The organism is Spiroplasma endosymbiont of Amphibalanus improvisus (genome assembly GCF_964030645.1).
Classification (GTDB): Bacteria; Bacillota_I; Bacilli_A; order Mycoplasmatales; family Mycoplasmataceae; genus CAXIPX01.
Genome location: NZ_CAXIPX010000004.1, coordinates 45,097 through 68,342, shown reverse-complemented (window position 1 = coordinate 68,342; position 23,246 = coordinate 45,097). Strand labels below are relative to the sequence as shown.

The 23,246-nt window shown below is 27.0% G+C and carries 20 protein-coding genes and 1 tRNA gene; 20 read left to right on the top strand and 1 reads right to left on the bottom strand.

The genetic code is table 4. The features are described from left to right. The first annotated feature begins 112 nt into the window (after positions 1–112). Together AAHM77_RS03150 and AAHM77_RS03145 are read left to right on the top strand one after the other, a co-directional pair. Positions 113–188 (top strand) — tRNA-His (locus AAHM77_RS03150). An 86-nt stretch (positions 189–274) separates the two neighbouring features. Beyond that, complete coding sequence (locus AAHM77_RS03145; RefSeq protein ID WP_342252674.1) at positions 275–796, top strand: DUF402 domain-containing protein; 522 nt, start codon at positions 275–277, stop codon at positions 794–796. Here the strand turns inward: AAHM77_RS03145 and AAHM77_RS03140 are convergent. Then, on the bottom strand, positions 793–1,650 hold the full coding sequence (locus AAHM77_RS03140) for a Cof-type HAD-IIB family hydrolase (RefSeq protein WP_342252673.1): 858 nt from the start codon (positions 1,648–1,650) through the stop codon (positions 793–795). The two genes, AAHM77_RS03145 and AAHM77_RS03140, sit on opposite strands and share 4 nt — an antisense overlap. A gap of 132 nt (positions 1,651–1,782) precedes the next feature. Between AAHM77_RS03140 and AAHM77_RS03135 the strand changes: the two genes are divergently transcribed. The 18 genes from AAHM77_RS03135 to AAHM77_RS03050 all read left to right on the top strand — a co-directional run bounded on the left by AAHM77_RS03135 (position 1,783) and on the right by AAHM77_RS03050 (position 23,245). Further along, on the top strand, positions 1,783–2,109 hold the full coding sequence (locus tag AAHM77_RS03135) for a helix-turn-helix transcriptional regulator (RefSeq protein ID WP_342252672.1): 327 nt from the start codon (positions 1,783–1,785) through the stop codon (positions 2,107–2,109). A 90-nt stretch (positions 2,110–2,199) separates the two neighbouring features. Next, positions 2,200–2,910: a purine-nucleoside phosphorylase gene (gene deoD / locus AAHM77_RS03130; RefSeq protein WP_342252671.1), complete on the top strand. Its 711-nt coding sequence runs from the start codon at positions 2,200–2,202 to the stop codon at positions 2,908–2,910. An 8-nt stretch (positions 2,911–2,918) separates the two neighbouring features. Continuing rightward, entirely contained in the window at positions 2,919–3,869 is a 951-nt protein-coding gene (gene tsaD / locus AAHM77_RS03125) for a tRNA (adenosine(37)-N6)-threonylcarbamoyltransferase complex transferase subunit TsaD (protein ID WP_342252670.1), read from the top strand. A 62-nt stretch (positions 3,870–3,931) separates the two neighbouring features. Further along, positions 3,932–4,864, top strand: a complete 933-nt coding sequence (locus AAHM77_RS03120; protein WP_342252669.1) for a glycosyltransferase — start codon at positions 3,932–3,934, stop codon at positions 4,862–4,864. Between the two features lie 30 nt (positions 4,865–4,894). Continuing rightward, a complete protein-coding gene (locus AAHM77_RS03115) occupies positions 4,895–5,602 on the top strand; it encodes an RDD family protein (protein WP_342252668.1) in 708 nt (235 codons plus the stop codon). Between the two features lie 23 nt (positions 5,603–5,625). Beyond that, positions 5,626–7,842 carry an ATP-dependent helicase gene (locus tag AAHM77_RS03110; RefSeq protein ID WP_342252667.1) on the top strand — a complete coding sequence of 739 codons (2,217 nt, stop codon included), beginning with the start codon at positions 5,626–5,628 and terminating at the stop codon, positions 7,840–7,842. 77 nt (positions 7,843–7,919) lie between these two features. Then, positions 7,920–8,183 carry a phosphocarrier protein HPr gene (locus AAHM77_RS03105; RefSeq protein ID WP_342252666.1) on the top strand — a complete coding sequence of 88 codons (264 nt, stop codon included), beginning with the start codon at positions 7,920–7,922 and terminating at the stop codon, positions 8,181–8,183. Between the two features lie 64 nt (positions 8,184–8,247). Further along, a complete protein-coding gene (locus AAHM77_RS03100; RefSeq protein ID WP_342252665.1) occupies positions 8,248–9,678 on the top strand; it encodes a hypothetical protein in 1,431 nt (476 codons plus the stop codon). Positions 9,679–9,717: 39 nt separating this feature from the next. After that, a complete protein-coding gene (locus tag AAHM77_RS03095; protein ID WP_342252664.1) occupies positions 9,718–11,637 on the top strand; it encodes an ABC transporter ATP-binding protein in 1,920 nt (639 codons plus the stop codon). Then, a complete protein-coding gene (locus AAHM77_RS03090; RefSeq protein ID WP_342252663.1) occupies positions 11,627–13,378 on the top strand; it encodes an ABC transporter permease in 1,752 nt (583 codons plus the stop codon). The genes AAHM77_RS03095 and AAHM77_RS03090 overlap by 11 nt, the downstream gene beginning before the upstream one ends. A gap of 3 nt (positions 13,379–13,381) precedes the next feature. Next, on the top strand, positions 13,382–14,302 hold the full coding sequence (locus AAHM77_RS03085) for an ABC transporter permease (protein ID WP_342252662.1): 921 nt from the start codon (positions 13,382–13,384) through the stop codon (positions 14,300–14,302). A gap of 117 nt (positions 14,303–14,419) precedes the next feature. Then, positions 14,420–15,289: an HAD-IIB family hydrolase gene (locus tag AAHM77_RS03080; protein WP_342252661.1), complete on the top strand. Its 870-nt coding sequence runs from the start codon at positions 14,420–14,422 to the stop codon at positions 15,287–15,289. Positions 15,290–15,355: 66 nt separating this feature from the next. After that, the gene (gene ptsP / locus AAHM77_RS03075) at positions 15,356–17,071 is read left to right on the top strand and encodes a phosphoenolpyruvate--protein phosphotransferase (RefSeq protein WP_342252660.1); all 1,716 of its coding nucleotides are present in this window, start codon (positions 15,356–15,358) and stop codon (positions 17,069–17,071) included. 70 nt (positions 17,072–17,141) lie between these two features. Next, positions 17,142–17,612: a PTS sugar transporter subunit IIA gene (locus tag AAHM77_RS03070; protein WP_342252659.1), complete on the top strand. Its 471-nt coding sequence runs from the start codon at positions 17,142–17,144 to the stop codon at positions 17,610–17,612. 71 nt (positions 17,613–17,683) lie between these two features. Continuing rightward, on the top strand, positions 17,684–19,426 hold the full coding sequence (locus AAHM77_RS03065) for an AAA family ATPase (RefSeq protein WP_342252658.1): 1,743 nt from the start codon (positions 17,684–17,686) through the stop codon (positions 19,424–19,426). Positions 19,427–19,472: 46 nt separating this feature from the next. After that, the gene (locus tag AAHM77_RS03060; RefSeq protein WP_342252657.1) at positions 19,473–20,444 is read left to right on the top strand and encodes a CPBP family intramembrane glutamic endopeptidase; all 972 of its coding nucleotides are present in this window, start codon (positions 19,473–19,475) and stop codon (positions 20,442–20,444) included. Next, positions 20,444–21,397, top strand: coding sequence for a pseudouridine synthase (locus tag AAHM77_RS03055; RefSeq protein ID WP_342252656.1), 954 nt, complete (start codon positions 20,444–20,446; stop codon positions 21,395–21,397). The genes AAHM77_RS03060 and AAHM77_RS03055 overlap by 1 nt, the downstream gene beginning before the upstream one ends. 9 nt (positions 21,398–21,406) lie before the next feature. Beyond that, a complete protein-coding gene (locus AAHM77_RS03050) occupies positions 21,407–23,245 on the top strand; it encodes a hypothetical protein (RefSeq protein ID WP_342252655.1) in 1,839 nt (612 codons plus the stop codon). Position 23,246: the final 1 nt, after the last annotated feature.

Below are 23,246 nucleotides of genomic sequence, written 5' to 3'. Positions count from 1 at the left end.
TTTTTAAATTTATATAAATTATATATTATATGTTGAATTTTTTTTTGAAAAAAAATAAATTTTTATATACAATAATTAATGTAATAGTATATATATTATTACATTAATTATGGCGATAGTGGCGAAGTGGTTAACGCATTGGTTTGTGGATCCAACATTCGAGGGTTCAATTCCCTTCTGTCGCCCCATTTTTTAAAAAAAATAAATCTGTATTTCTACAGATTTATTTTTAATTATTTCCAAATTTAAATGATAGTAATATTTAAGGATGAATATGCAAAAAACAAATGTGGCTATTAAAGCGTACAAGCATGATGGCAGTCTGCACCGAATGTGAAATGACGGTCAAATAATTTCATCAGAAAATAATAAACTGATAATATTCAATCCAGTTGGTACAAAAGTGATTGAAAAAAATGGTAAGTCCTGAGAACTAACCGAACCATCATTAACATTTTTTTATAAAGATAAGTGACACAACAAGGTTTTTATTCAAGATGCAGAAAATAAAATAAAAATTTATATTAATGTTACATCTTTATTTCAAAATAATAAAAACCTCATATCTTATATAGACTATGATTATGATTTTAAAGTAGATAGTAATGGTGAATATAAATTAGTAGATATGTATGAATTTCATCGTAATCGAAAAAAATATAATTATTCTATGGAAATCACTAGAAACATTTTAGATGAAATCAGCAATATAAAATCAGAACTTAACGAAAATTTTGAAACTTTAATTAATGAAGCGAAAAAAATATTTAAAAATAAAAAAACTAATTATTCCTAATTAGTTTTTTTATTTTTGAATAAAGTTTTATCTAGAAAATCACCAACACCACCTTCATCGTTAGTTAGATAGGTAATGCTTCTACAAATTGATTTTAATGCTGGATTTCCATTTTTCATACCTACAGGATAACCCACCATCTGCATCATTTCTAAATCATTAATTTCATCTCCAAAAGCAATCGCATCTTTCAATTCAACGTTATAATATTGAGCTAAAATTTCGGCACTACGTCCCTTAGAAACTAATTTATTAGTTAAAATTATTATTTTTTTATTAGAATTATTAGTAATATTTATTTTAATCGATTTATGATAAGAACCTAAAACTCTTAATACATCATCCATTTCTACATTATTTTTTAAAGTGATTGCAATATCTGTTGCCGGACCAGTCCATTCTTTATATGGATCTTTTATCCAATAATTATCATCAGCTATATTATCTAGATGAAAATATGTTTCAATTCAGCTGTCATTTTTTAAACACATAGCTCTATCAAAATACTCTATCAAAATATTATCTAATGATTTTTTAATAACTTCCTCATTGATTATGTCCATGATGATTTCATTAGAGATGGGCATAACGATACGTTTAAATTCTTGTTTCAATGGATCGTGGATATGTCCACCATCAAAGTTTGTTAGTAAGGTATTTAATTCCAATTCCTTATAGAAGCGAATAGATGCACGATGAGGACGACCAGTAATGATACAAACATGGTGACCAAATTCCACTGCCTTACCAATTGCGTTCTTAGTTTTTTGGTGGATAGATTTACCATCATTTTTTAAAGTAGTACCATCTAAATCTATTAATATTAACCTTTTTTTATCATTTTTAATTTCCATAACTATTACCCCGACTTTCTTATTAATTTTATAATATTTATGCATATTATGCATAAATATTATAAAAAAATTAATTTAAATATATTATATTATCGGACAGGGTAAAACGATGAATATAAAGGTTCTATTATTATGAATACAAAGATTAAAGAAATGAGACAAGAATTGAATATTTCTCAAAAACAATTAGCAAAAGCCGTTAATGTTCAACAATCAACAATAAGTAGAATTGAAAATAATTGTTCGACCACAAGTTATAAGTTAATTTTAAAAATTCTATTATATTTAAGATCGAAATATTTCGAAGCTCCAGATATTGGTTTTTTAAATTTTGATGAAAATATTTTTGAATTTATAATTACTTTATTAAGTGATAAATCAGTTTCTAATTTGATTAGCACTAATTCAACACAATTTTCTAATCAAGTAATCACTTGGGTTAGAGAAGAATATATTTAAATTAATTTAATGTTTGTAAATATTATTTGTGGTAATCTATAATTATTAATGTGTACAAAAATATATTTTTAAAAGGAGCTTTTATTTTAAATGACAGCACATATAAATGCTAAAAAAGAAGATATTTCAAATAAAGTTTTGATGCCAGGTGATCCAAAAAGAGCGGAATTCATTGCTCAAAAATTTTTAAAAAATTCAAAACAAGTTAATGATGTAAGAAATATGTTAATGTTTACTGGAGAATATGAAGGGGTAAAAGTTACTATCGCCGCTAGTGGTATGGGTTGTCCATCGATTGGTATCTACTCATACGAGTTATTTAATTTTTATGGTGTAACTGATATTATTCGTATTGGTTCAGCTGGTTCATATACAGAAGATTTAAATATATATGATTTATACAATGTAGATGTTGCTGTAGGTGAAAGCCAATATGCAAAGATTGCCGCTAATATTGATGGTTATAAAATAACTAGTTCATCTAAACTTTTTAAACTATTAAATGAATCTGCTCAAAATTTAAATATCCCGTTGCAAACAGGAGCTTGCCATTCTTCAGATGTTTTTTATCGTTTTAATAAAGGTGATTACAAAACTATCAATAAAAATACTGGGGCAAAATGTGTAGAAATGGAAAGTTTTGCATTGTTTGCTAATGCAAAATTGTTAAATAAAAACGCAGCATGTATTTTAACTATTTCAGATTCTTTGGTGAAAAATGAACAAACAACATCCGAAGAAAGACAAAATAATTTTACAGATATGATGAAAGTAGCTTTAGACGCAATCGTTAAAGCATAATCGAGAAAGTGATAATTTTAGGAATTGAAACAAGTTGTGATGAAACAAGTATCTCTATTAAAAAAGACGATAAAATTTTGGTAAATATTGTATCTTCACAAATTAAAAACCACATTGAAAACGGAGGGGTCATTCCTGAGTTGGCTTCTAGGTTGCATTTAAAAAATTTTCCTTTAGTTTTAAATCAAGCAATATCAGAATCAAATATTGAATTTAAAGATATTGATCATATTGCATATACAAAAAATCCCGGTTTAATTGGCTGTTTAAAAATTGGTGAAATTCTTGCTTTAACCCTAGGACTATATTTAGAAAAACCGGTTTTACCTGTGAATCATTTAGAGGCACATATTTATGGTGCACACATTGGTCATAAATTTGAGTTTCCTGCCCTAGTGTTGCTAGTTAGTGGCGGTCACACTCAATTAATTTTTATGAAAGAACATCTAAACTTTCAAATAATTGGTGAAACACAAGATGATGCTATCGGAGAATGTTACGACAAAGTAGCAAGAATGTTAGGTTTAAATTATCCAGGTGGCCCAATAATTGATAAATTATCTGCACAAGGTAAATCAAATTATGAGCTGCCAATTTCGATGATAAACAAAACTCTGAATTTTTCTTATAGTGGATTAAAATCTGCTGCTAATAATTTGCTAACAAAATTAAAAAATCAAAAAAAAGAGATAAATATTGAAGATTTTTGCAATGCTTTTCAAAAAGCAGCAATTGGCCAAATCCAAAACAAATTGGATTTGGCAATTTCGCAATTTCCTGACATAAAATCAATAGTTGTTGCTGGTGGTGTGAGCGCTAATTCCTACCTAAGATCAATTATAAAATCTAATCAGTATAAAAAATTTAACGTTATTTTTCCAAAATTAGAATATTGCACAGATAATGCTGCTATGGTAGTAGAACTGGCGAGTTATAAACTTTTAAATAAAATTAATTAATAAATTAATCAATCTATGTTTAAAATGTTATAATTAATAATATTTGATAGATTGGGGTCTATATGTTAATTTCTTTTGTTGTTTATTTTAATAAAAATTTAGTTGATGTAATTAAAACAATTAATTCTATTAAAAAACAAACTTTAAATAATTATGAAATCATTGTAATTAACGATTCTGGTTATGCCCAAGGGAATGATTTGAACGATTACATCGAAGAAGAAGCAAAACTTTTAAATAAACAATTAAAATTAATTATTTCTTCTAGTTCCCAAGGTTATACTTACGCTATGAATAATGCCTTTAATGTGGTTAAGGGCGATTATGTGATGATGGCCCCTCTTGGCGGAGTTAGTTATGATCATGATTTATGCAAGAATATTCAAACTCAACTTAAAGATACTAGACCAGACTTAATTGAATTTATCAGAGATAATAATCAAAAAACAAATTCTAAATTAACTAAAGTAAAAACAATAAAAGATAATAAAAAGATATTAGTGAATATGGATTCTGGGATCTATAATAAATTATTTAAAAGAGAATTAATAATAAAAAATCAGTTAACTTTTTTAAATTACACATGATATTTACAACTATTTTTATACCAGTTTACTTTTTTTGCTGATGACTATTTATGCGCTAATTTTGAAATTGGTGAATGAAAAGAAAAAGCGTTGTCATACAGTATTTTTGATTTAACAAAACAATGGATTAAAATTTTTAATTGGTATCGTAGCAAAGATATAATTCAAGATTTTCGTGAAGAATTAGATTATATTTATACAAGATATTTGTTGTTAGAATTCTTAACTTTTGTGAAAAATTTTTATAATAAAAGTGTTTATAATAAAGCGATTAATGAGGTAAGAACGCGTTTGAAACGTCGAAGTAAATATATTAGTGAAAATGAATATATTTTAAATGAAAATAATGCTGATTTATCTAAAATAATTTTAGAAAAGGGCATTGGTGAATATTTAAAAAGAGTTTAATTTTATTGGGTCTGATTTGAAGGTAATAAAATGGAAACAATATCCAATGAAAATTTAAACAAAGAGCAACCAATAAAAAAAAGTTTTTTATTAGCTTCTCGAAAAAGAATAATATTTGCTAGATTACTAGACATCATTTTTTCTAGTGTAGTACCTTTACCCTTGACCTTGACATTTTCAAATTGGTCTAACGGACACAATGAATATTTTTTACTATTAATATTTATTACTTTCCTCTGATTTTTATTATATTTTGTTGTCATACCATTTTTTTGATATGGTAGAACTTTTATGAAATGAGTTTTTAAAATTAGATTAGTTACTAATCGAAAAAAATTAACATTTATTTCTATTTTATCAAGGGAAATGATTATTATTTTTTTACCGTGATTTGTTGAATTGTTAGTAGATTTAATAGTGGTTAAAATATTTGGCATTGACTTTAGTGAATTGATTAATAATCCAGATGATAATAAGTGACCAGTGTTAATATTTCAAATCGCTTCCTCATTTTATATTTTTTGATTTTTAGGTCTTATTATCGGAATTTGTCTAAATGACGATCGTCAATTTTTTATGGACCGAACATTAGATTTATATATAATTCAAAAACCAAAGATAGAGAAAAATGCATCTAGTGATAATAATGATTCGAAAAAAAACCAACATATTCATTTAGGTGATAATAAACCTGGTATTATTAGTGATGATGATTTAAAAAAAATAAATGAATTATAATTTATTAAAAGGGAGTAATAAAAGTGTTAAATAATCTATCATCTTTAAATGAAGAACAATTAGAAACTGTCAAGACTATTGATCAACCAGTACGGATAATAGCTGGCGCTGGAAGCGGTAAAACAAAAACTTTAATTTCTAAAATAGCTTACTTGATTAACGAAATAGAACTAAAACCAAATAGAATTTGTGCGGTTACATTTACAAATAAAGCAGCAAATGAAATGCGTAATCGTTTACAAAAAATGTTAGGACCAGAAGCAAATAGTTGTTGGATATTAACTTACCATGCTTTGTGTAAAAAAATATTAAGAGAAGATATTGATAAATTAAATAATGGACCTGATTTTGAGATCACTCAAATATCAGACTTGATTGAAAGCAATGGATTTAATTCTAACTTTTCGATCCTGTCAGCTTCTGAACAAAAAACCATAATTAAAAAAATTTATAAAAATTTTGGCTTTGATAAATTAGAAAATAACGATATTAAAATAATTTCATTTAAAGTTTTGGATTTAAACGGTAAAAGATTACAAAAAGAAAAAGCGGCACAAGACTTCGATGATCATGAAGTTTTTCGAGTAAGTTGAAAAATTTATAACGAATATCAAAAATTTAAAAAAAATAAAAACGTTTTAGATTTTGACGATCTTTTATTTTTTGCTAGAGATTTATTACTTAATAATTCTGAAGTTAAACAAAAATGACAATCGAAATTTGATTATATTTTGGTAGACGAGTTTCAAGATACCAATCCAATTCAATTTGAAATTATAAAACAATTGAATGGACAAAAAAAAGGTTTAACAGTGGTCGGTGATCCCGACCAAACCATTTATTCATGGCGTGGAGCAGATGTTAAAATTATTTTAGATATAGAAAAAGTATTCTCTGATTGTAGAACAATAATTTTAAATAAAAATTATCGTTCTACAGAAAATATTTTAGATTTAGCAAACAATTTAATTGCTAAAAATAAAAATAGAATTAAAAAGGATTTAACATCCGTTAATGGTCAAGGGGCCAAACCTATTTTATTTAGATCTAAAAATGAAGCAAACGAAGCAGAATGAGTTTGTCGGAAAATCCAAGAATTAAAAAAAGAAAACAAATACAATTACAAAGATTTTACAGTTTTATACCGCATCAATCGTTTATCAAACAAAATTGAAACTGAAATGCGTCAGTGTGGGATTCAATATCAAGTGGTAGGTGGTACTAATTTTTATAGTAGATTAGAAGTTGTAAAAATTATTAATTGATTAAAAACAATTATTTTACATAATGACCTAGCGCTTTTATACATTATTGAAGAAGAGAAGGGGATCGGACCAAAAGCTGTAGAGGAATTAGAAACTCTGGCAAATAATAATCAATTAACTTTATTTGAATTATTATTAGAAAAATCTGATTTAATTAAAAATTCCCTTTTAATTAAATTGAATAATTTAATAACATTAATTAAGAATTTTGAAAATAATGTACTTCAATTAGAACCAGTTATTTTTTGTAATAAAATTGTTGAACTGACTAAAATTAAACAGTTTTATAAACAAAAAAAAGAAGAACATCGAAATGAAAACATCGATGAATTATTGAATACAATAAAAGAATTTAGTGATCAATATGATTTAAAAAATTCGAAAACTTCAGATATTTTACAAGATTTTTTAGAAGCTGTTTCATTAGACACTGATGTAAAAAACGATGAACATGACTCAAATGATAAAGTTCAATTAATGACAATTCATACTGCAAAAGGTTTAGAAAATAAAGTAGTTTTTTTAATTGGTTTAAATGAAGGGACATTCCCAAGTATGCGTTCAGCTAAAAGTGAAAAAGAATTGGAAGAAGAAAGACGTTTATTATATGTCGCTACCACAAGGGCTGAAGAAAAATTATTTATGTCATATAGTGAAAATATTTTCAATTTTTATTCTGGTGAGCAACCAGCGCACCCCTCACGATTTATTTCTGAATTTGATATAACACACTATGAAAAATCAGAAGATCCATCATTGGCAACTTATGGTTTTAAACCTACAAGTAATACTTTTAATGATTTTTTAACTCCAAAGGATTCTATTTGAAAAATTGGTGATAAAATTCAACACCCAATTTTTGGACAAGGTCAAATTATAAAATTAATAGCAGCTAATATTATTGTTCAATTTAATTCTCCTTATAATAATAAAGTTTTGAGAGGGACCTCCGCAGTAATTTCTCGTGTAGATTAAAATAAATTATTTTTTTCTTTCTTTTTTCTTTTTTATATATATTATTAAAATATAGTTTAAGAAAGGAGGTTAAAAAAATGACTTCTATAAAAGTAAAAGTTATTGATCCTGTTGGGTTGCATGCCAGACCAGCGGCTATGATCGTTCAAACAGCAAGTAAATTTAATTCTGAAATTAAAATTTTGTTTGGTAAAAAAGAAGGTAATTTAAAATCAATCATGAGTGTAATGTCTCTTGGTGTTTCAAAAGATGCTGAAATTGAAATTCAAGCTGAAGGCAAAGACGAAGAAGATGCTGTTAAAGAAATTGAAAACACATTAAAAATAAATAAAATTATTTAGTTTAAAGCAACAGGTTATCTCTGTGCTTTTTTAATTTTATACAAAATTATAAGGGGGTTTAAAGTTGAAAAAACTTCTTAGCGTCTTATCAACATGCGCGATTGTGGGACCATCTATCTGTTCGGTAGTGGCTTGCAATATTATTAAACCTGTAGTACCAAATTCAGTGTGAACAATCACCGATGGTGGAACAATTAATGATGCATCATTCAACCAGCAAGCATGAGAAGCTGCTGAAGAATATGCAGACGTTAATTCATCATCTGCTAATTATATAGAAACGCTTGCAGCTGGTGGTGGAACCACTCCCAGCACCAGTGATTTCACTCAGTCTTACCAAATAGCTAAAATGGAAGGTGCTAACTACGTTATCATGCCCGGATTTAAACACGGGAATAGTTTACAACAAGCAAATGATGTATTCGGTATGAATGGTGGTGGAACCTACGGATTATATTTAGACGGAACCATTGATACATCTAAACAACAAAATTTAGTTGGAGTTCAATACGCTGGAGAAATTTCAGGTATTGAAGCAGGAATTGTAACATCATTATTTTTATATGATTACCACAAAACTGAACATGAATATCACCCAACAATAGCTACGTATGGTGGTATGTCTAATCCTTCGTCAGTTAATTCTTATATGTGAGGGTTTGTCGAAGGGGCAAGATTAATAAATTTTGCTATTAAAGAATCTACAACTAATAACGATGCACAAGCTTTATTAGAGCAATTTAATTCAATATTAGAATCAATGTGTTCAGATCCATATGTTTTAGACAATAGTTCTCCATTGGTGTATATGAATTCAGCTCAAGTGCATTGTGATGGTAAAGACGGTGGCAACTATAACAAAAACAATTCATATGGTTTATCTCCATATGGTGATGATAAACAATGATTTTCAGGAACATTTGATCCAACAGATCAATCGGCAACAGCTATTATTAACAAAGCATTCTCAACAGGAACAGACGCAATCATGCCAGTTGCGGGTCCACAGTCTAATATTGTTTTAAAACAAATTGATTTCTATGAACCAAAAATGAAAAAAGATTTATTTTTAGTAGGTGTAGATACAAGTGCTAAAGATGCTTATCCAGACCAAGATCAAAAAATTATCACTTCGGCTTTAAAAAATCTAAAACAATCATCAAATGATGTTATGACAGGTTTAGCTGATGGGTCACTTGATCCAGGGCAAAATTTTACTTATACAGAGCAACCAGATCCAAGCTCTGGCATTGATTATTTATCATGAATGGGTGTTTCTGAAAGTGCTGAAATCAAAGGTGTTCAAGTTACACCAAAAACTGTTAGTTTAGTCGAAGGTATCAAAGGCCCTCAGAGCAAAGAACTTTACGATTATATTAATGCATTGACTACGTGATATGAAGATCCTGCACGAAATTGAAGTGCTTTAGCACAATTTTCTGATGCATTTAAAATTAACCCTGACTTAACAAGTCCAAATTCTGTTAATCAGTAAAATTTATTATTTAATACAAAAAATATAAGGAGGTAGTTAATGAGTGAATATGCAATTGAAATGAAAAACATAACCAAAATTTTCAATCAAAAATTGATCGCAAACGAAGACATCACTTTTCGAGTTAAAAAAGGTGAAATTCATTCATTGATTGGTGAAAATGGTGCTGGAAAATCGACATTGATGTCAATTTTATTTGGTTTGTATGAACCTACATCAGGTGAAATTTTAATCAATGGACGTAATGAATTTATTAATTCACCAATAAAGGCTAGAAAGTTAAAAATTGGTATGGTACACCAACATTTTAAATTAGTTGAAAACTATAAGGTTTGACAAAATATAGCCCTAGGAACGGAAGATACCACAGCTAAACAATTTATTAATGCAAATCTAATTAAAAAGCGTATTTTTGATATTTCGAATAAATACAATTTACCTGTAGAAATTAATGCAAAAATATCTAATGTTTCTGTAGCACAACAACAAAGAATTGAAATTTTAAAAATTCTTTATCATGACGCAGATATTTTAATTTTCGATGAACCAACTGCAGTTTTAACACCAAGTCAAATCGATGATTTATTAAAAATTATTTTAAATTTAAAAAAAGCAGGAAAAACGATTGTATTTATAAGTCATAAATTACATGAAGTTAAAAAAATTTCAGATACAGCCACAATTATAAGAAAAGGGCGATTAGTTGATACATTTGATGTCTCAAAATCATCAGTATCTGAAATGGCTGAAAAAATGGTTGGACGCAAATTAGTTCAAATTAAAAATATTTCTACTAAACAACCAGGTGAAAATTACTTAGTTATTAAAAATTTGACAGTACCAAAAATATCTAATACTAAATTAATAGGTTTAGATAATGTTTCATTTAATTTAAGATCAGGAGAAATTTTAGCAATTGCTGGCGTAGAAGGAAATGGACAAACAGAAATGATAGGTGCTATAACTGGTTTAATTTCAAAACCAAATAGCCTTATAAGATATTTCGCTAGATTACTAGGTATTCATGAAGATTATAAAAAAGATTTAAAAGAAACTAGATTACCTAGAAAATTAGAAAAAGATATTTACTCTAAAACCTTAGAAGTAAAATATTCCAAAAATAGTAATGCAGATATTTTGGATAAATTGATTTCTGAATTAGATGAATTAAAAAATAAAGCAAAAAAACATTTGGAAAGTGATGAAACAAAACAAAAAATAAAAGAATTAAAAGTGCGTCATATGGAATTGATAAAGAAATTTTCAAATCCAAAAAAATCCAAAGAAACTTCATCTATTAAAATGATTGTTCCATGTCCAAAGTGTAAAACAGGGACAAAAATATGTAAGTTTGATCATGATAAACAAAACACTATTATCGAAAAAGAAGTTTTTACAAAAAATATAGCTACTCGTCAAAAAATAGGAATGAGTCATATACCAGAAGATCGACATAAACATGGAATGTTGCTGGATGTTAGAATAATGGAGAATATGGTGTTAGAAGATATACCTTTTAAACCTTATTCACGTTATGGGCTAATAAACTCAAAAGAAATTCAAAGAACTGCGCAAGACACAATTAAAAAATTTGATGTTCGTGGAAGTAATTCCGGTTTTTCAATTGCGAGAGGGCTATCAGGTGGTAATCAACAAAAAGCGGTATTGGGTAGAGAAATGACAAGACCACATAAAGTTCTTGTGGTTGTTCAACCAACACGTGGTTTAGATGTAGGTGCTATTGAATTTGTTCATAAAAAAATTCTTGAAGAAAAAGAAAGCGGAGTTGCAATCCTGTTGGTTTCATATGAATTAGAAGAAGTTATGTCACTTGCGGATAAAATTATCGTTCTAAACAAAGGAAGGATTATTGGTGAACTTGATGGTAAAAAAGCCAAACGTGAGGAAATAGGTCTAATGATGGCTGGTGGGAAGAAGGTGATCAATAGTGAACTTTAATGTAAAATTTTGAAATATAAAAACGAAAGGTAAACTTTATAAGAGTTCGAACGAATTACATAATAAAACCAAATATTTAAAAGCTTCAATCTTAGCGATTTTATTCGGTATTGTTATCAGTATGATTGTAATTTTGTGCAATGGTGTTAATCCGTTCTTGTTTTTTTGAAAAAGTATAGAAGTTTCTTTTGGAGTTTTTGATAAAACAAGAACTCTGCAATTTGTTACTTGCTTCACTGTCGCAGCTTTAGCAATAGCAATAGGTTTTAAAACTGGAATATTTAATATTGGAGTTTCTGGTCAAATGCTAAGTGCTGGTTCTGTGGCATTAATAATTGGTATATTATATGGCGATCAAATCGCAAATAATGGGGCAGCTACTTTTGGAGTAATCCTATTATGCATATTAACAGGAGCATTATTGGCAGGAATCGCCGGAGTTTTAAAGGCTTTTTTCAATATTCATGAAGTTGTAACAACTATTATGTTAAACTGAACTGCTTGATATTTCTTGAAATGAGCTTTTACAACTCATTCATCTATTTATGATTCAGGACAAGGAACATCGATTCCTGTTCAAGATGGAGTGCTAAGTTTAGCTGCTGGTGGTAACGAATGAATTATTCCGTTCCTTATAGCCATACTTTGTGTTTTAGGAACTGTATTCTTGTTATCTAGAACTGTTCTAGGTCATAAACTAAAATGTGTAGGTCAGTCAGCAAATTGTTCAAAATATGCTGGGATTGATGTAAAAAATAATATAATTTATGCAACATTAATTTCTGGTGGAATGGCCGGTCTTGCAGGATTTTTGTATTACACAATCGGGTTGCAATCTTCTATTTCATTCACAAGTGATACATTGCCCACTATGGGATTTGATGCAATCGCAGTTACTTTAGTGTCATATAACAATCCGTTCGGAATTTTAGCAACATCATTCTTATGAGGTATTTTAAAAGACGGTACATTTGTGGCTTCACAAATGCCAGAAACTAAAATTTCACGTGAAATGGCATCATTAGTATTTGGTATTATTTTGTATGGTGCAGCAATTTCTTCATTATTCATTAAATTTACTCCAATTCTATGGTACAACCGTAAATTAAAAGTAAAAAATAATATTAAATATGAAGATGATCTTCAAAAATTAAAACAAGATTCATTAGCATTGATACAAGAAAAAAAAGAAATGTACAACACTAAAAAAATAGAATTAAAAGAAGCTTTGAGTAAAGCTCAAAATAATAAAGAAAAACATGAGTTAAAAGTAGAGTTTAAAGAATACATTAAAACATACGAAGATAAATTAAAAAGTTATCGAAATTTAAGAGAAAAAATATATAACGATGTTTTAGATGATTCTAAAAAACGTGGAACTTATGGTATTAAAAATGTTTATAAAAATAAAATTAATAAAATTTACGGAACTACTTTAGATCAAATTATTTTATTAAAAAATGATTATTTTCATAAAGTTGAAGAATTAAAATTACAAAAACAAAGTGGCAAAATAGAAGAATCAAAATTTAAATTAAAAATAACTGATTTAAAATTAAAATTAAATGATGAAGTCATGAAAATTCAGCAAACAGCAGATAAAAATGTTGAAATAAAAATTAAAGAAAAAACTACTTTAATGTTAAGTATAAAAGAAAAAATTAAAAATGCTGATAAGGATGAAATCAAAAAAATTCAAAATATTGACGTTAAAGAATTACAGAAAGGATTGGTGGTTTAATTTATGTGAAATGAGTTTTTTGGTAGTTTTACCATTTTATTTTCAGTTTTTCTAATAGCATCAACTGCTGGGCTTTTTGCAGAAAGGTCAGGGGTAACAAATATTGGTATTAACGGAATGATGATATCGGGCGCATTAACTTTCGCTTTATTTGGTTATTCAATTCATAAAGTTAATCCAGATGCTTCAAATTGATGGCAATTAATTGGTTTCATTCTGGCAATGATGGTTGGAGCTTTATTTGGTTTATTACACGGTTTTGCATCAATTAGTTTAAAAGCTGATCAAGTAATTGTGGGAATGGCGATAAATGTTTTAACAGCAGGAATTGCATTGTTTGTAGTAACATTACCATTTGCAGTTGGAAATAGATTGGATACTGGTTTTGATATTTTAGCTTTAGACGCTTATAATATAGCTTCTCTTTATCTCTTTTTAGCAATTATTTTAATTATTGTAACATTTATCTTTTTTAGATATATAAAAGTAGGTGTATGATTTGCAGCTACTGGAGAAAATCCAAATGCTGTTGACGCAGTAGGTATTAGCGTTGTAAAAATGCGTTATGCTGGAATTTGTATCTCTGGAGCTTTAGCTGCTTTATCTGGTTCAATATTCACGTTTTATATCAGTAGTGCTTTTTTAGGTAATGTTGCTGGTTCAGGATATATTGCTTTAGCAATTATGATTTTTGGACAATGAAGAATTCAATACATTGCTTTTGGAGCAGCACTATTTAGTTTCTTATATGTATTTGCATTCCAAGCTGCCTTCCTTGATGGTGTTCCTGAATGAATTAAAAGTAATGGAGACTTATTAAAAATGCTACCATTTATAATGGCAATTGTGACTATGGTCATCTTTTCCAAAACTTCGAATGAACCCAAAGCATTGGCTCAACCATTTGATAAATCGAAAAGATAAATTATTTAAAAAGAAAAATAAAAACCTAATTCAGGTTTTTATTTTTTTATATCCTATTTTTAATATAGAATGTAAAAATAGGATATAAAAAAATAAACAAATTTTATGGAGTGTAATATGGCCCAAAATTGTATAACAGAAAAACCGAGTAAAAGAGAACATAAACCAGAAGTATTCGCTATTGATATAGATGGAACAATTACCTTTAATGATCATTCCATTTCTGAATATACAATCTCTGAATTTAGAAATATTAAAAAGGATTTTCCGAATATTAGATTTATTTTAGTAACTGGTCGTAGTTACAAAAATGCAGCACGAGTTTGTCACAAACTATCTATCACTGATGATTTATTGATTACAAACAACGGAAGTGTTTTAACAACTATTCATAAATTTGAACCTATGATTCAAAATATTTTAAGTCAAAATGCAGTAGAAATAGTTTTTGAATACGCCAAAAAAAACAATTTAGCAGCAGCAGCACTTTATGGTGATGGTGAAGAAATTTTAATCCCTGAGTTTATAACAAATACAGAAGAAGATATGTTTGCGTGATTAGGCGATTCTAAAATAGTTAGAGATGCCAATAAAATTTATACAGAAAATATTTATCAACTTTGTGTTTTTGGTAATAATAAGTTAATCGAAAAAACTGTGGCATATTTTGAACAATATGGATTAAATGTTTGAGTTTACGAAAGAGAGAAATCTTTTGCTCTAGAAATAAATGGGCCTACCACAAATAAATGAGGAATGATTAAAAAATATTGTAAAAAAAATAATTTATTTATCAATAATGTTGTTGTAATGGGAAACGGTACTAATGACGTTCCGATGTTTGAAAATGCAGCTTATAGTGTTGCTGTGAATAACGCGGTTCCTGTACTGCATGATTTAGCAACAGAAATATGCTTGTCTAATGAAGAAAATGGTGTTGTTAAATTTATTAGAAAACATTTAAATAAATATTATTCTCAAAAATAAAAATTAAATAAATTAAAAAATAATATATAATTAGTACTATTATGTACATTTAGGAGAAACTAATAAATGGCCATTAAATTAGAAGGAATCGGTTCGAGCGAAGGAATTGCTATCGCAAAAGTTTTTAAACTGGTTGAACCTGAAATTATAATTCCAGATAAAAAAATAACAGACGCTGTAAAAGAATTAAAATTATTTAATTTATCGGTGCAAAAAACTAAAAAAGATTTAATTAACTTAGAAAAAATTAGTATGGAAAAACTTGGTTCAGAAAAAGCAGCAATTTTTGGTGCACACCAACAAATCTTAGAAGATCCTGAAATGCAAAAGCAAGTTACTGATTTAGTAAATAATGAAAAAATTAATTGTGCTAAAGCACTTGAACAAGTTTCGAAACAGTTCCAAGCAATGTTCACATCTATGAATGACCCTTATTTCAAAGAAAGAGCTAGTGACATCAAGGATGTTACTAATCGATTATTAAAATATATTTTGAATTTAGAGGTATTAGATTTAGCAACAATTTCAGAACAAGTGGTTATTATCGCTGATGATTTAACACCTTCACAAACTGCACAATTAAATCCGGAATTTGTTAAAGGTTTTGCATGTGATATGGGTGGTCGCACTAGTCATGCAGCTATTATGGCAAGAACATTAGAAATTCCAGCAGTTCTAGGTTTAAAAACAATTGTAAAAAATTCTAAACATAATCAATCAATATTAATGAATGGTAAAACTGGTGAAATAATTTTAGATCCAAGCAAATCTGAAATAGATTCCTGAACAAAGCAAAAAGAACTGTTTTTAAAAGAACAAAAAGAATTATTGTCTTTTAAAGAAAAATCTACACATTCAAAAGACGGAGTAAAATTTGAACTAGAGGCAAATATTGGTTCTTTAAAGGATGTTGATGCTGTTCTTGAAAATGGTGGAGAAGGTGTCGGACTATTTAGAACTGAATTTTTATATATGGACAGTGATCACTTTCCAACAGAAGAAGAACAGTTTGGTGCCTATAAAGCAATTATTGAAAAAATGGGTAATAAAAAAGTTATCATTAGAACTTTAGATATTGGAGGAGATAAAAAATTAAGTTATTTCCAATTCCCTGAAGAATTAAATCCATTTTTAGGTTATCGTGCTATTCGTTTGTGTTTAGACAAAAAAGATATTTTCCGCACACAATTAAGAGCTTTGATTAGAGCTAGTGTGTTTGGGAAAATTGGCATTATGTTTCCAATGATCGCTACAGTAGATGAATTTAAAAGCGCAAAAAAAATATATGAAGAAGAAAAAAATAAACTTATTAAAGAAGGTGTCAAAATTAGCGATGAAATTGAAGTTGGAATGATGATGGAAATCCCGGCTGCAGCAGTAATTGCAGATAAATTTGCTAAATATGCAGACTTTTTCTCTATCGGAACTAATGATTTAATTCAATATAATATGGCAGCCGATAGAATGAGTCAATTTGTGTCTTATTTATACCAACCTTTCAACCCTTCAATTTTAAATATGATTAATTTGATCATCAAAGGTGCTCATAAACACGGTAAGTGAGTTGGCATGTGTGGTGAAATGGCTGGAGACCAATACGCTATTCCTTTATTAATGGGTCTAGAATTGGATTATTTTTCAATGTCAGCTACAAGTATTTTAAAAGCGCGTAAAATTATTTCAGAATTAAATGTTTCTGATATGAAAGAATTGGTTCAAAAAGCATTAAATTCTGAAACTAATGATGAAGTTTTAAATTTGGTTAAAAAAATTTATAATTAATTGTTAATTGATTTAAATGATATTATAATAATAATGTTTTAAAAAAATTATTTATTTTAAAGGAATTATAATGGCAAAAGATATAGTAATATATGCTCCCGTTAGTGGGACTATTAAAGATTTAAGTAAAATTAAAGATGATGTTTTTTCAGAAAAAATGTTAGGGGACGGAATAGCTATTGTCCCGGACAGCAATAAGTTTTTTGCACCAATGGACGGTAAATTACTTACAGTTTTTCCATCAGGTCATGCTTATGGTATTCAACATAAAAAAGGTATTGAAATGTTAATTCACATTGGATTAGATACAGTTAATTTAAATGGCGAAGGTTTTGATGTCAAGGTAAAACAAGGTGATAAGGTCAAAACTGGAAATATTTTAGTGGAGATAGATCTAGAAGCAGTTTCAAAAAAAGTTCCAAGTATGGATACACCAATTGTTTTCACACCTTCGACTTTAGAAGGCAGAGAAATTGAAGTTGTCGCAAAAGGTAAAGTTGAAGTTGGCGATAAAATAGCTATCATTAAAAAAACTAAATAATTTAATATTGTATATTTTAAAATTTCTTTATTCTTATAAAGAAATTTTATTTTTTTTAAAAGGACTAAACTATGAATATTAAAATCAAAAATATTGGTCAGTTAAAAAATGTTAGTTTAGATTTTAATAAGCAAATAAACATCATTTATGCTGAAAATGGAACTGGAAAAACAACAGTTTCTAGACTGTTGGACTCTATTGATAATCAGGAAGCTTTATATAAAATAAAAGAATACTGTCTAGACGATCATAGTGTAAATATTTCATTTGATAATAAAAAACTTAATTTTCAAAATTCTAAATGGGATCAAAATTTTAATAATATTTATGTGTTTAATCAGGATTATTATTCACAAAATATTATTTCGAAAATAGGAGATCGAATCTATTTAGGTGATGATAAAGTAAATAAAATTAGATCTTATTCTCAAATTTGAAAATGGATTTTAGAATTAAAAAAATGTGACAGTAAAATTCCATTCTTTAAAAAAATTTTTTCTACAAAAGAATTATTTTCACTATTGCGTGTTTCTACAGTTAGACCAATTTTTGATTGATATCGACCAGTTTTAAAATTAACAGAATTTAAAAAAATTTCTGTTACAAAACTAAATTATTACATTTCTATCGCTGAATTAGAATACGAAAGAATTAAAACTGACAAAGATAAACTTAAATCTAAAAAATTAACACGTATTGTAGGTTTTATGAACAATCTTTCTAAAAATTATGATAAAAACTCATTTGTTTTAAATTTAAATGATTTTTATAAATATAATGATTACAATGCTAAATCTTCAGATAATTATTTAGGCGCAATAGAACCATGGAGATTTTGAAAAATTACTTTTATTTATCAATTAATGGTTTCTCTTGAAGATGCCCATGATGAGTTACCAGACATTGTGGCAACAAAACAAATTAATGTTAGTGATATTGATAATCAAGAAGAATACAATAAATTAGAAAATTTATTTTTTGATTTAATTAAAATTAATCAAAGTAAGAATGATAAAATCGATAAATATTTAAATATTGTTGGACTTGGGAATAAGTTTTCAATTGAAGATGGTCGCGTTATTCATAAAGGTGGATCTGGTAAGGATGCCATTTCTTTTTTAAGTGAAGCAGAAAATAAATTATTAACACTTTGCTATTTTGTTTCTGACTTAAAAAATAAAATTAAGAAGCCAGCAAAAAACCAGTATATTGTTATAGACGACCCAATTACAAGTATGGATAACAATTATATGCTAAATGTTGTACGTTTATTAATTGATTTATCAACTCGTGAACATCCTGAATTTCATTGAATTATTTTCAGTCATAATACAAATTTTTGTGATATGTTGGTTGAAAAAATTGTTAGAGAACGTAAAAGACAATCTACTAAATTCTTTTTAATGCATTTAAATAATGATTTTCACACAAATATTAAAACTTATAAAAATAATTTTTTTGAAAATGCTATCAAGAGATTAATTAAAGATATTTATGATATTAAAGAAAATATTGATAATTTTAGTTCTATAGATATTTGTAATAAGGCCAGAATCTTATTAGATATATACTCAAATATTCATTCTGGAAATCCAGATTATCAGACATTAATTTTAGATAATAAATTATTTGACAACGATGTTGTCGGTAAATTTAGTTTAGTTGTAGATTGATTAAATAAATATTCTCATGGCGAAATAAATTTAATTAATTCCTTTGATTATAATAGTTTGCAATCAAAAAATAACATTTTAGAATTTATTATAATTGTAATAAAAACTTACTCACCTAAAATTTGAGAACAAAATTTATAAATTGCAAAAAAATAAGACAAATTTAAATTTTTTTATAGGAGTTTTTTTGAAATCAACAGAATCTAAAACTAATTTATTTTGAAAAAAAATAAAATGACAAATCCCTAAGACTAATACCAACAATTATCATGAAATTAATTTTAAAAACATTGATACCAACCCCACGGGATTAGTCTTTTTCTTCACTACAATAATCGCTCCTTTATTTTTAAGTTTACTAAATTTTTTAATTTGAAAAGATAATAGTAGTAATGATTACATTCTTTTTGTTCAATCTATTTTAACTTGAATTATTATCGGAGTGGGATTCTATGTTATTCAAAAACAAATTGGAAAAGATGAAATGTTTCGTAATGGAGCGATGGCATTTTACTTTTTTTATTATATCCCTAATGCTGTTGCTTTAATTTTCAGTTTAGTATTATCTCTGTTAGGAATATCTGAGTATTCTACAACATTATTACTTACTTTTTCTATTATTGGTGATTTAGTTCCTTTGATAATGTGCTTTGTAATGATGCCAATATTTAAAAATAAAATGATAAACACTTTAAAAAATGATTGAAAAATTTTTTTAATAGCAATAACCGCTTTTATTTTTTTAACATTTATTTTAAGTTCATTATTTTCTGAAATTCAACATATAATCACCCCCAATTCTAATTCTAACAATCAAAATGATTTAACTGATTTAGATAGTTGGTGGGATAAAATATTATTATTTATTTTAACAATAATGGTAGCACCTTTTATTGAAGAGATGGCAACCAGACATGGTATTTTTGCTTTATCAAGCAATCGATGATTTGCTTTTTTTAGTTCAATTTTATTTTTTGCTGGAATGCATATTACTAGCTCAAATGATTGAACTCACATAATTGGTTACTTGGGAGGGTCAATAGCGTTAACCACTTGCTTTATGATAGCTCGTGATAATGTAACATATTCTATTTTTACACATATGGGAATAAATTTAATTTCTTATATCTTAATTCTAGCAGTGCCAGGACAAAATTAATGAAAAAAACAGAAATTATAATAAAAGCTAATGATGCCGAACAAACTATTTTTAAATTTATTAAAAAAATTTGCCCTCAAACAAGTATTTCTATTATTTATAAATGATTTCGCAATAAAGATATTCAAGTCAACGATCAAAGAATTAATGATCGTAATTATATAGTTAAAATTAATGATGTTATTATCATTTATGATAATAATGTACACATCATTTCTCGAGGAAATAATATTCGTATTTTAGAAAATAATAAATTAGATATTATTTATGAAGATCAGAACATTATGATAGTAATAAAACCTCATAACATTGAAATGCATAATAATGATAATGATATAATTTGTATGGATAAAAAAGTTAGATCTTATTTTGCTAAAAATGCTAAATATAATCCTAAAAGAGAAAATTCTTTTATAATAAGCAGTGTTAATAGATTGGATAAATTTACAACCGGACTAGTTCTTTATGCTAAAAACAAAAAAGCTTTAAATTATTTTAATGATATTATAAATAATAAAGAGAAAGTAAAAAAATATTATTTAGCAAAAGTTGAAGGTAAATTTAAAAACTCCAACATAACTGTATCTGGGTTTTTACATAAAGATGCAACATCAAAAAAAATGGTTTTTAACAATAAAAGTGAAAATGATTTTAATAAGTTATGCGAAACTAAATTTAAAGTTTTAGTTTCTAACAAGGAATATTCAATTCTAAAAATTAAGTTAATAACTGGTAAAAAACATCAAATTCGTGCTACATTAGAATTTTTAGGACATCCAATTTGAAATGATCAAAAGTATAGTTCTGGTCATATCACTGATAATAAAATGATTTATTTATATGCTTATATTTTGAATTTTGGTAAACTAGACAATGAGTTTGATTATTTATCATCTAAATTTTTTAAAATGAAAAATATAAATTCAGAATTAAATAAATATTTAAAGTTATAAAAGGTATATATGAAGTTTTCAAAAAAAGTATTCGGAATTGCATTAATAGGAGTTTTTTATAATCTATTTATTGCTATTTTTCAATTTTCACTTATTTTTTTAATGATGCAGTGATATGGAACTGAGTTGAACGGGTTTGTTAAAATTTGTATGGTTTTTGCCGGAATTTTTGGTATTTCTGACACAGCGAACGGCATCAACGGAATGCTGCATTTGTTTAAACCATTACAGGCACGTGATTGAACTAAATGTAACGAAATTTTAAGCACCACAAATAAAGGTCATAAAATTGGCGGTTTTATATACACTATTGTATTTTTAGTTTGCTTATTTGGATACACCATTTACACTGATATTACTGGTGGGATTCATATTATTGATGAAAATAATGTGACTGAACAGTTATCTTACTGAAAATCAGTGTTAATTATGTTTTGTATTTCTTCGAAAAATATTTTGTCGTTATTTTGAACAGCTAAGTATGAAAATTTATTATCTGCTGATAATAATAATCATTATCGCTATATTGTAGCACTGATATGTGATTCATTAATTTATGGTTCAACTTTTTTGTTAATAATTAAAGGTGTTGATGTCAGTTTGGTATTTTTACCATTTTTAGCATTTTCATTAATTAAATCTTTATTATTATATATATTTGTAAAATATCGATATCCATGAATTAAAATATCAAAAGAAGTTAACAATTTAGAATTAACAACTAATTCAAAATGAATTTCATTTCGTTTTGTAGGACAAACACTTTTAGCAAACACCGATATTGCAATAATTGCTTTATTATTTGGATTGAATATCTCATCTGCTTTTGCATTGTATATGTTGATTGTTACTGGAATTAGAGAAATTATGATTACTTTAATAGTTGCGTTTCGCGCCTTTTTTGGAAATTGAATTTCTCTTTATGGAAGAGTTAATTGAAGTGTGTTCCGAAGATTCGAATTGTATTCTTATTTAGTAGGATTGTTCACATTTGTGAATATGTTTTTATTAACTCCTTATTTTGTCGACGCCTTATATGGAAGTGTTATTGTAAATTCAGCAAATACATGAACAGATGTTGAAACTCAATTGTATACACAGATTTTTTTAAGACCTGAATTTTCATTATTAATTTCATTAATTAACTTTTTTATAATTATTTCTGAACCGGCCAATACTTTAATTTTCGCAAAAAATCATTTCCGTAAAACATCGAAATTTACCTTATCATTAGGAATTGCGAACACATTAATGATGGTTATTTTCGCCTTTATGTCAGTATGGGTCGGCCATAATTATACCTTCGCCTTGTATTCTATGTTTACAATTGAATGCATTTCTTATTTTATTTTATTTGTTTATCAATGGGTATACGTTCGTCTTTATTTAACTTATAATGCTAACATAAAAGGTTTAAAGCAAAATATATTTTTAATTTTTTCAGTAATATTAATTTCAATTATTATGATGTATGTTTATTTATACCCTTCAACAACTTGAACCTTCAACTCAATAGATGGAACAGGTAGTTCCAATGTTTCTAACTGAACATTTTCACAATTTCTAACCTTTTTTCTAACGACATCTGTCATCACATTTATATCAATATTAGGTCTATTCATAATAACTCACCCAATAAAAAGCCTAAATGTCTTTGTTAAGTTACCAATTATCAATAAAATTTATAGTAAGTATGAAAATAAAAATTTAAATAATTCTATCATCAAAGAACAAGATGAAGATTTATTTAATATTGATTTAAAAAATGAAATTATTTCAAGTCAGGTTGATGATAAACTAGATTCAAGCAAAAGAGAGAAAGAAGTTTATATAATTAATTCGAATTAAT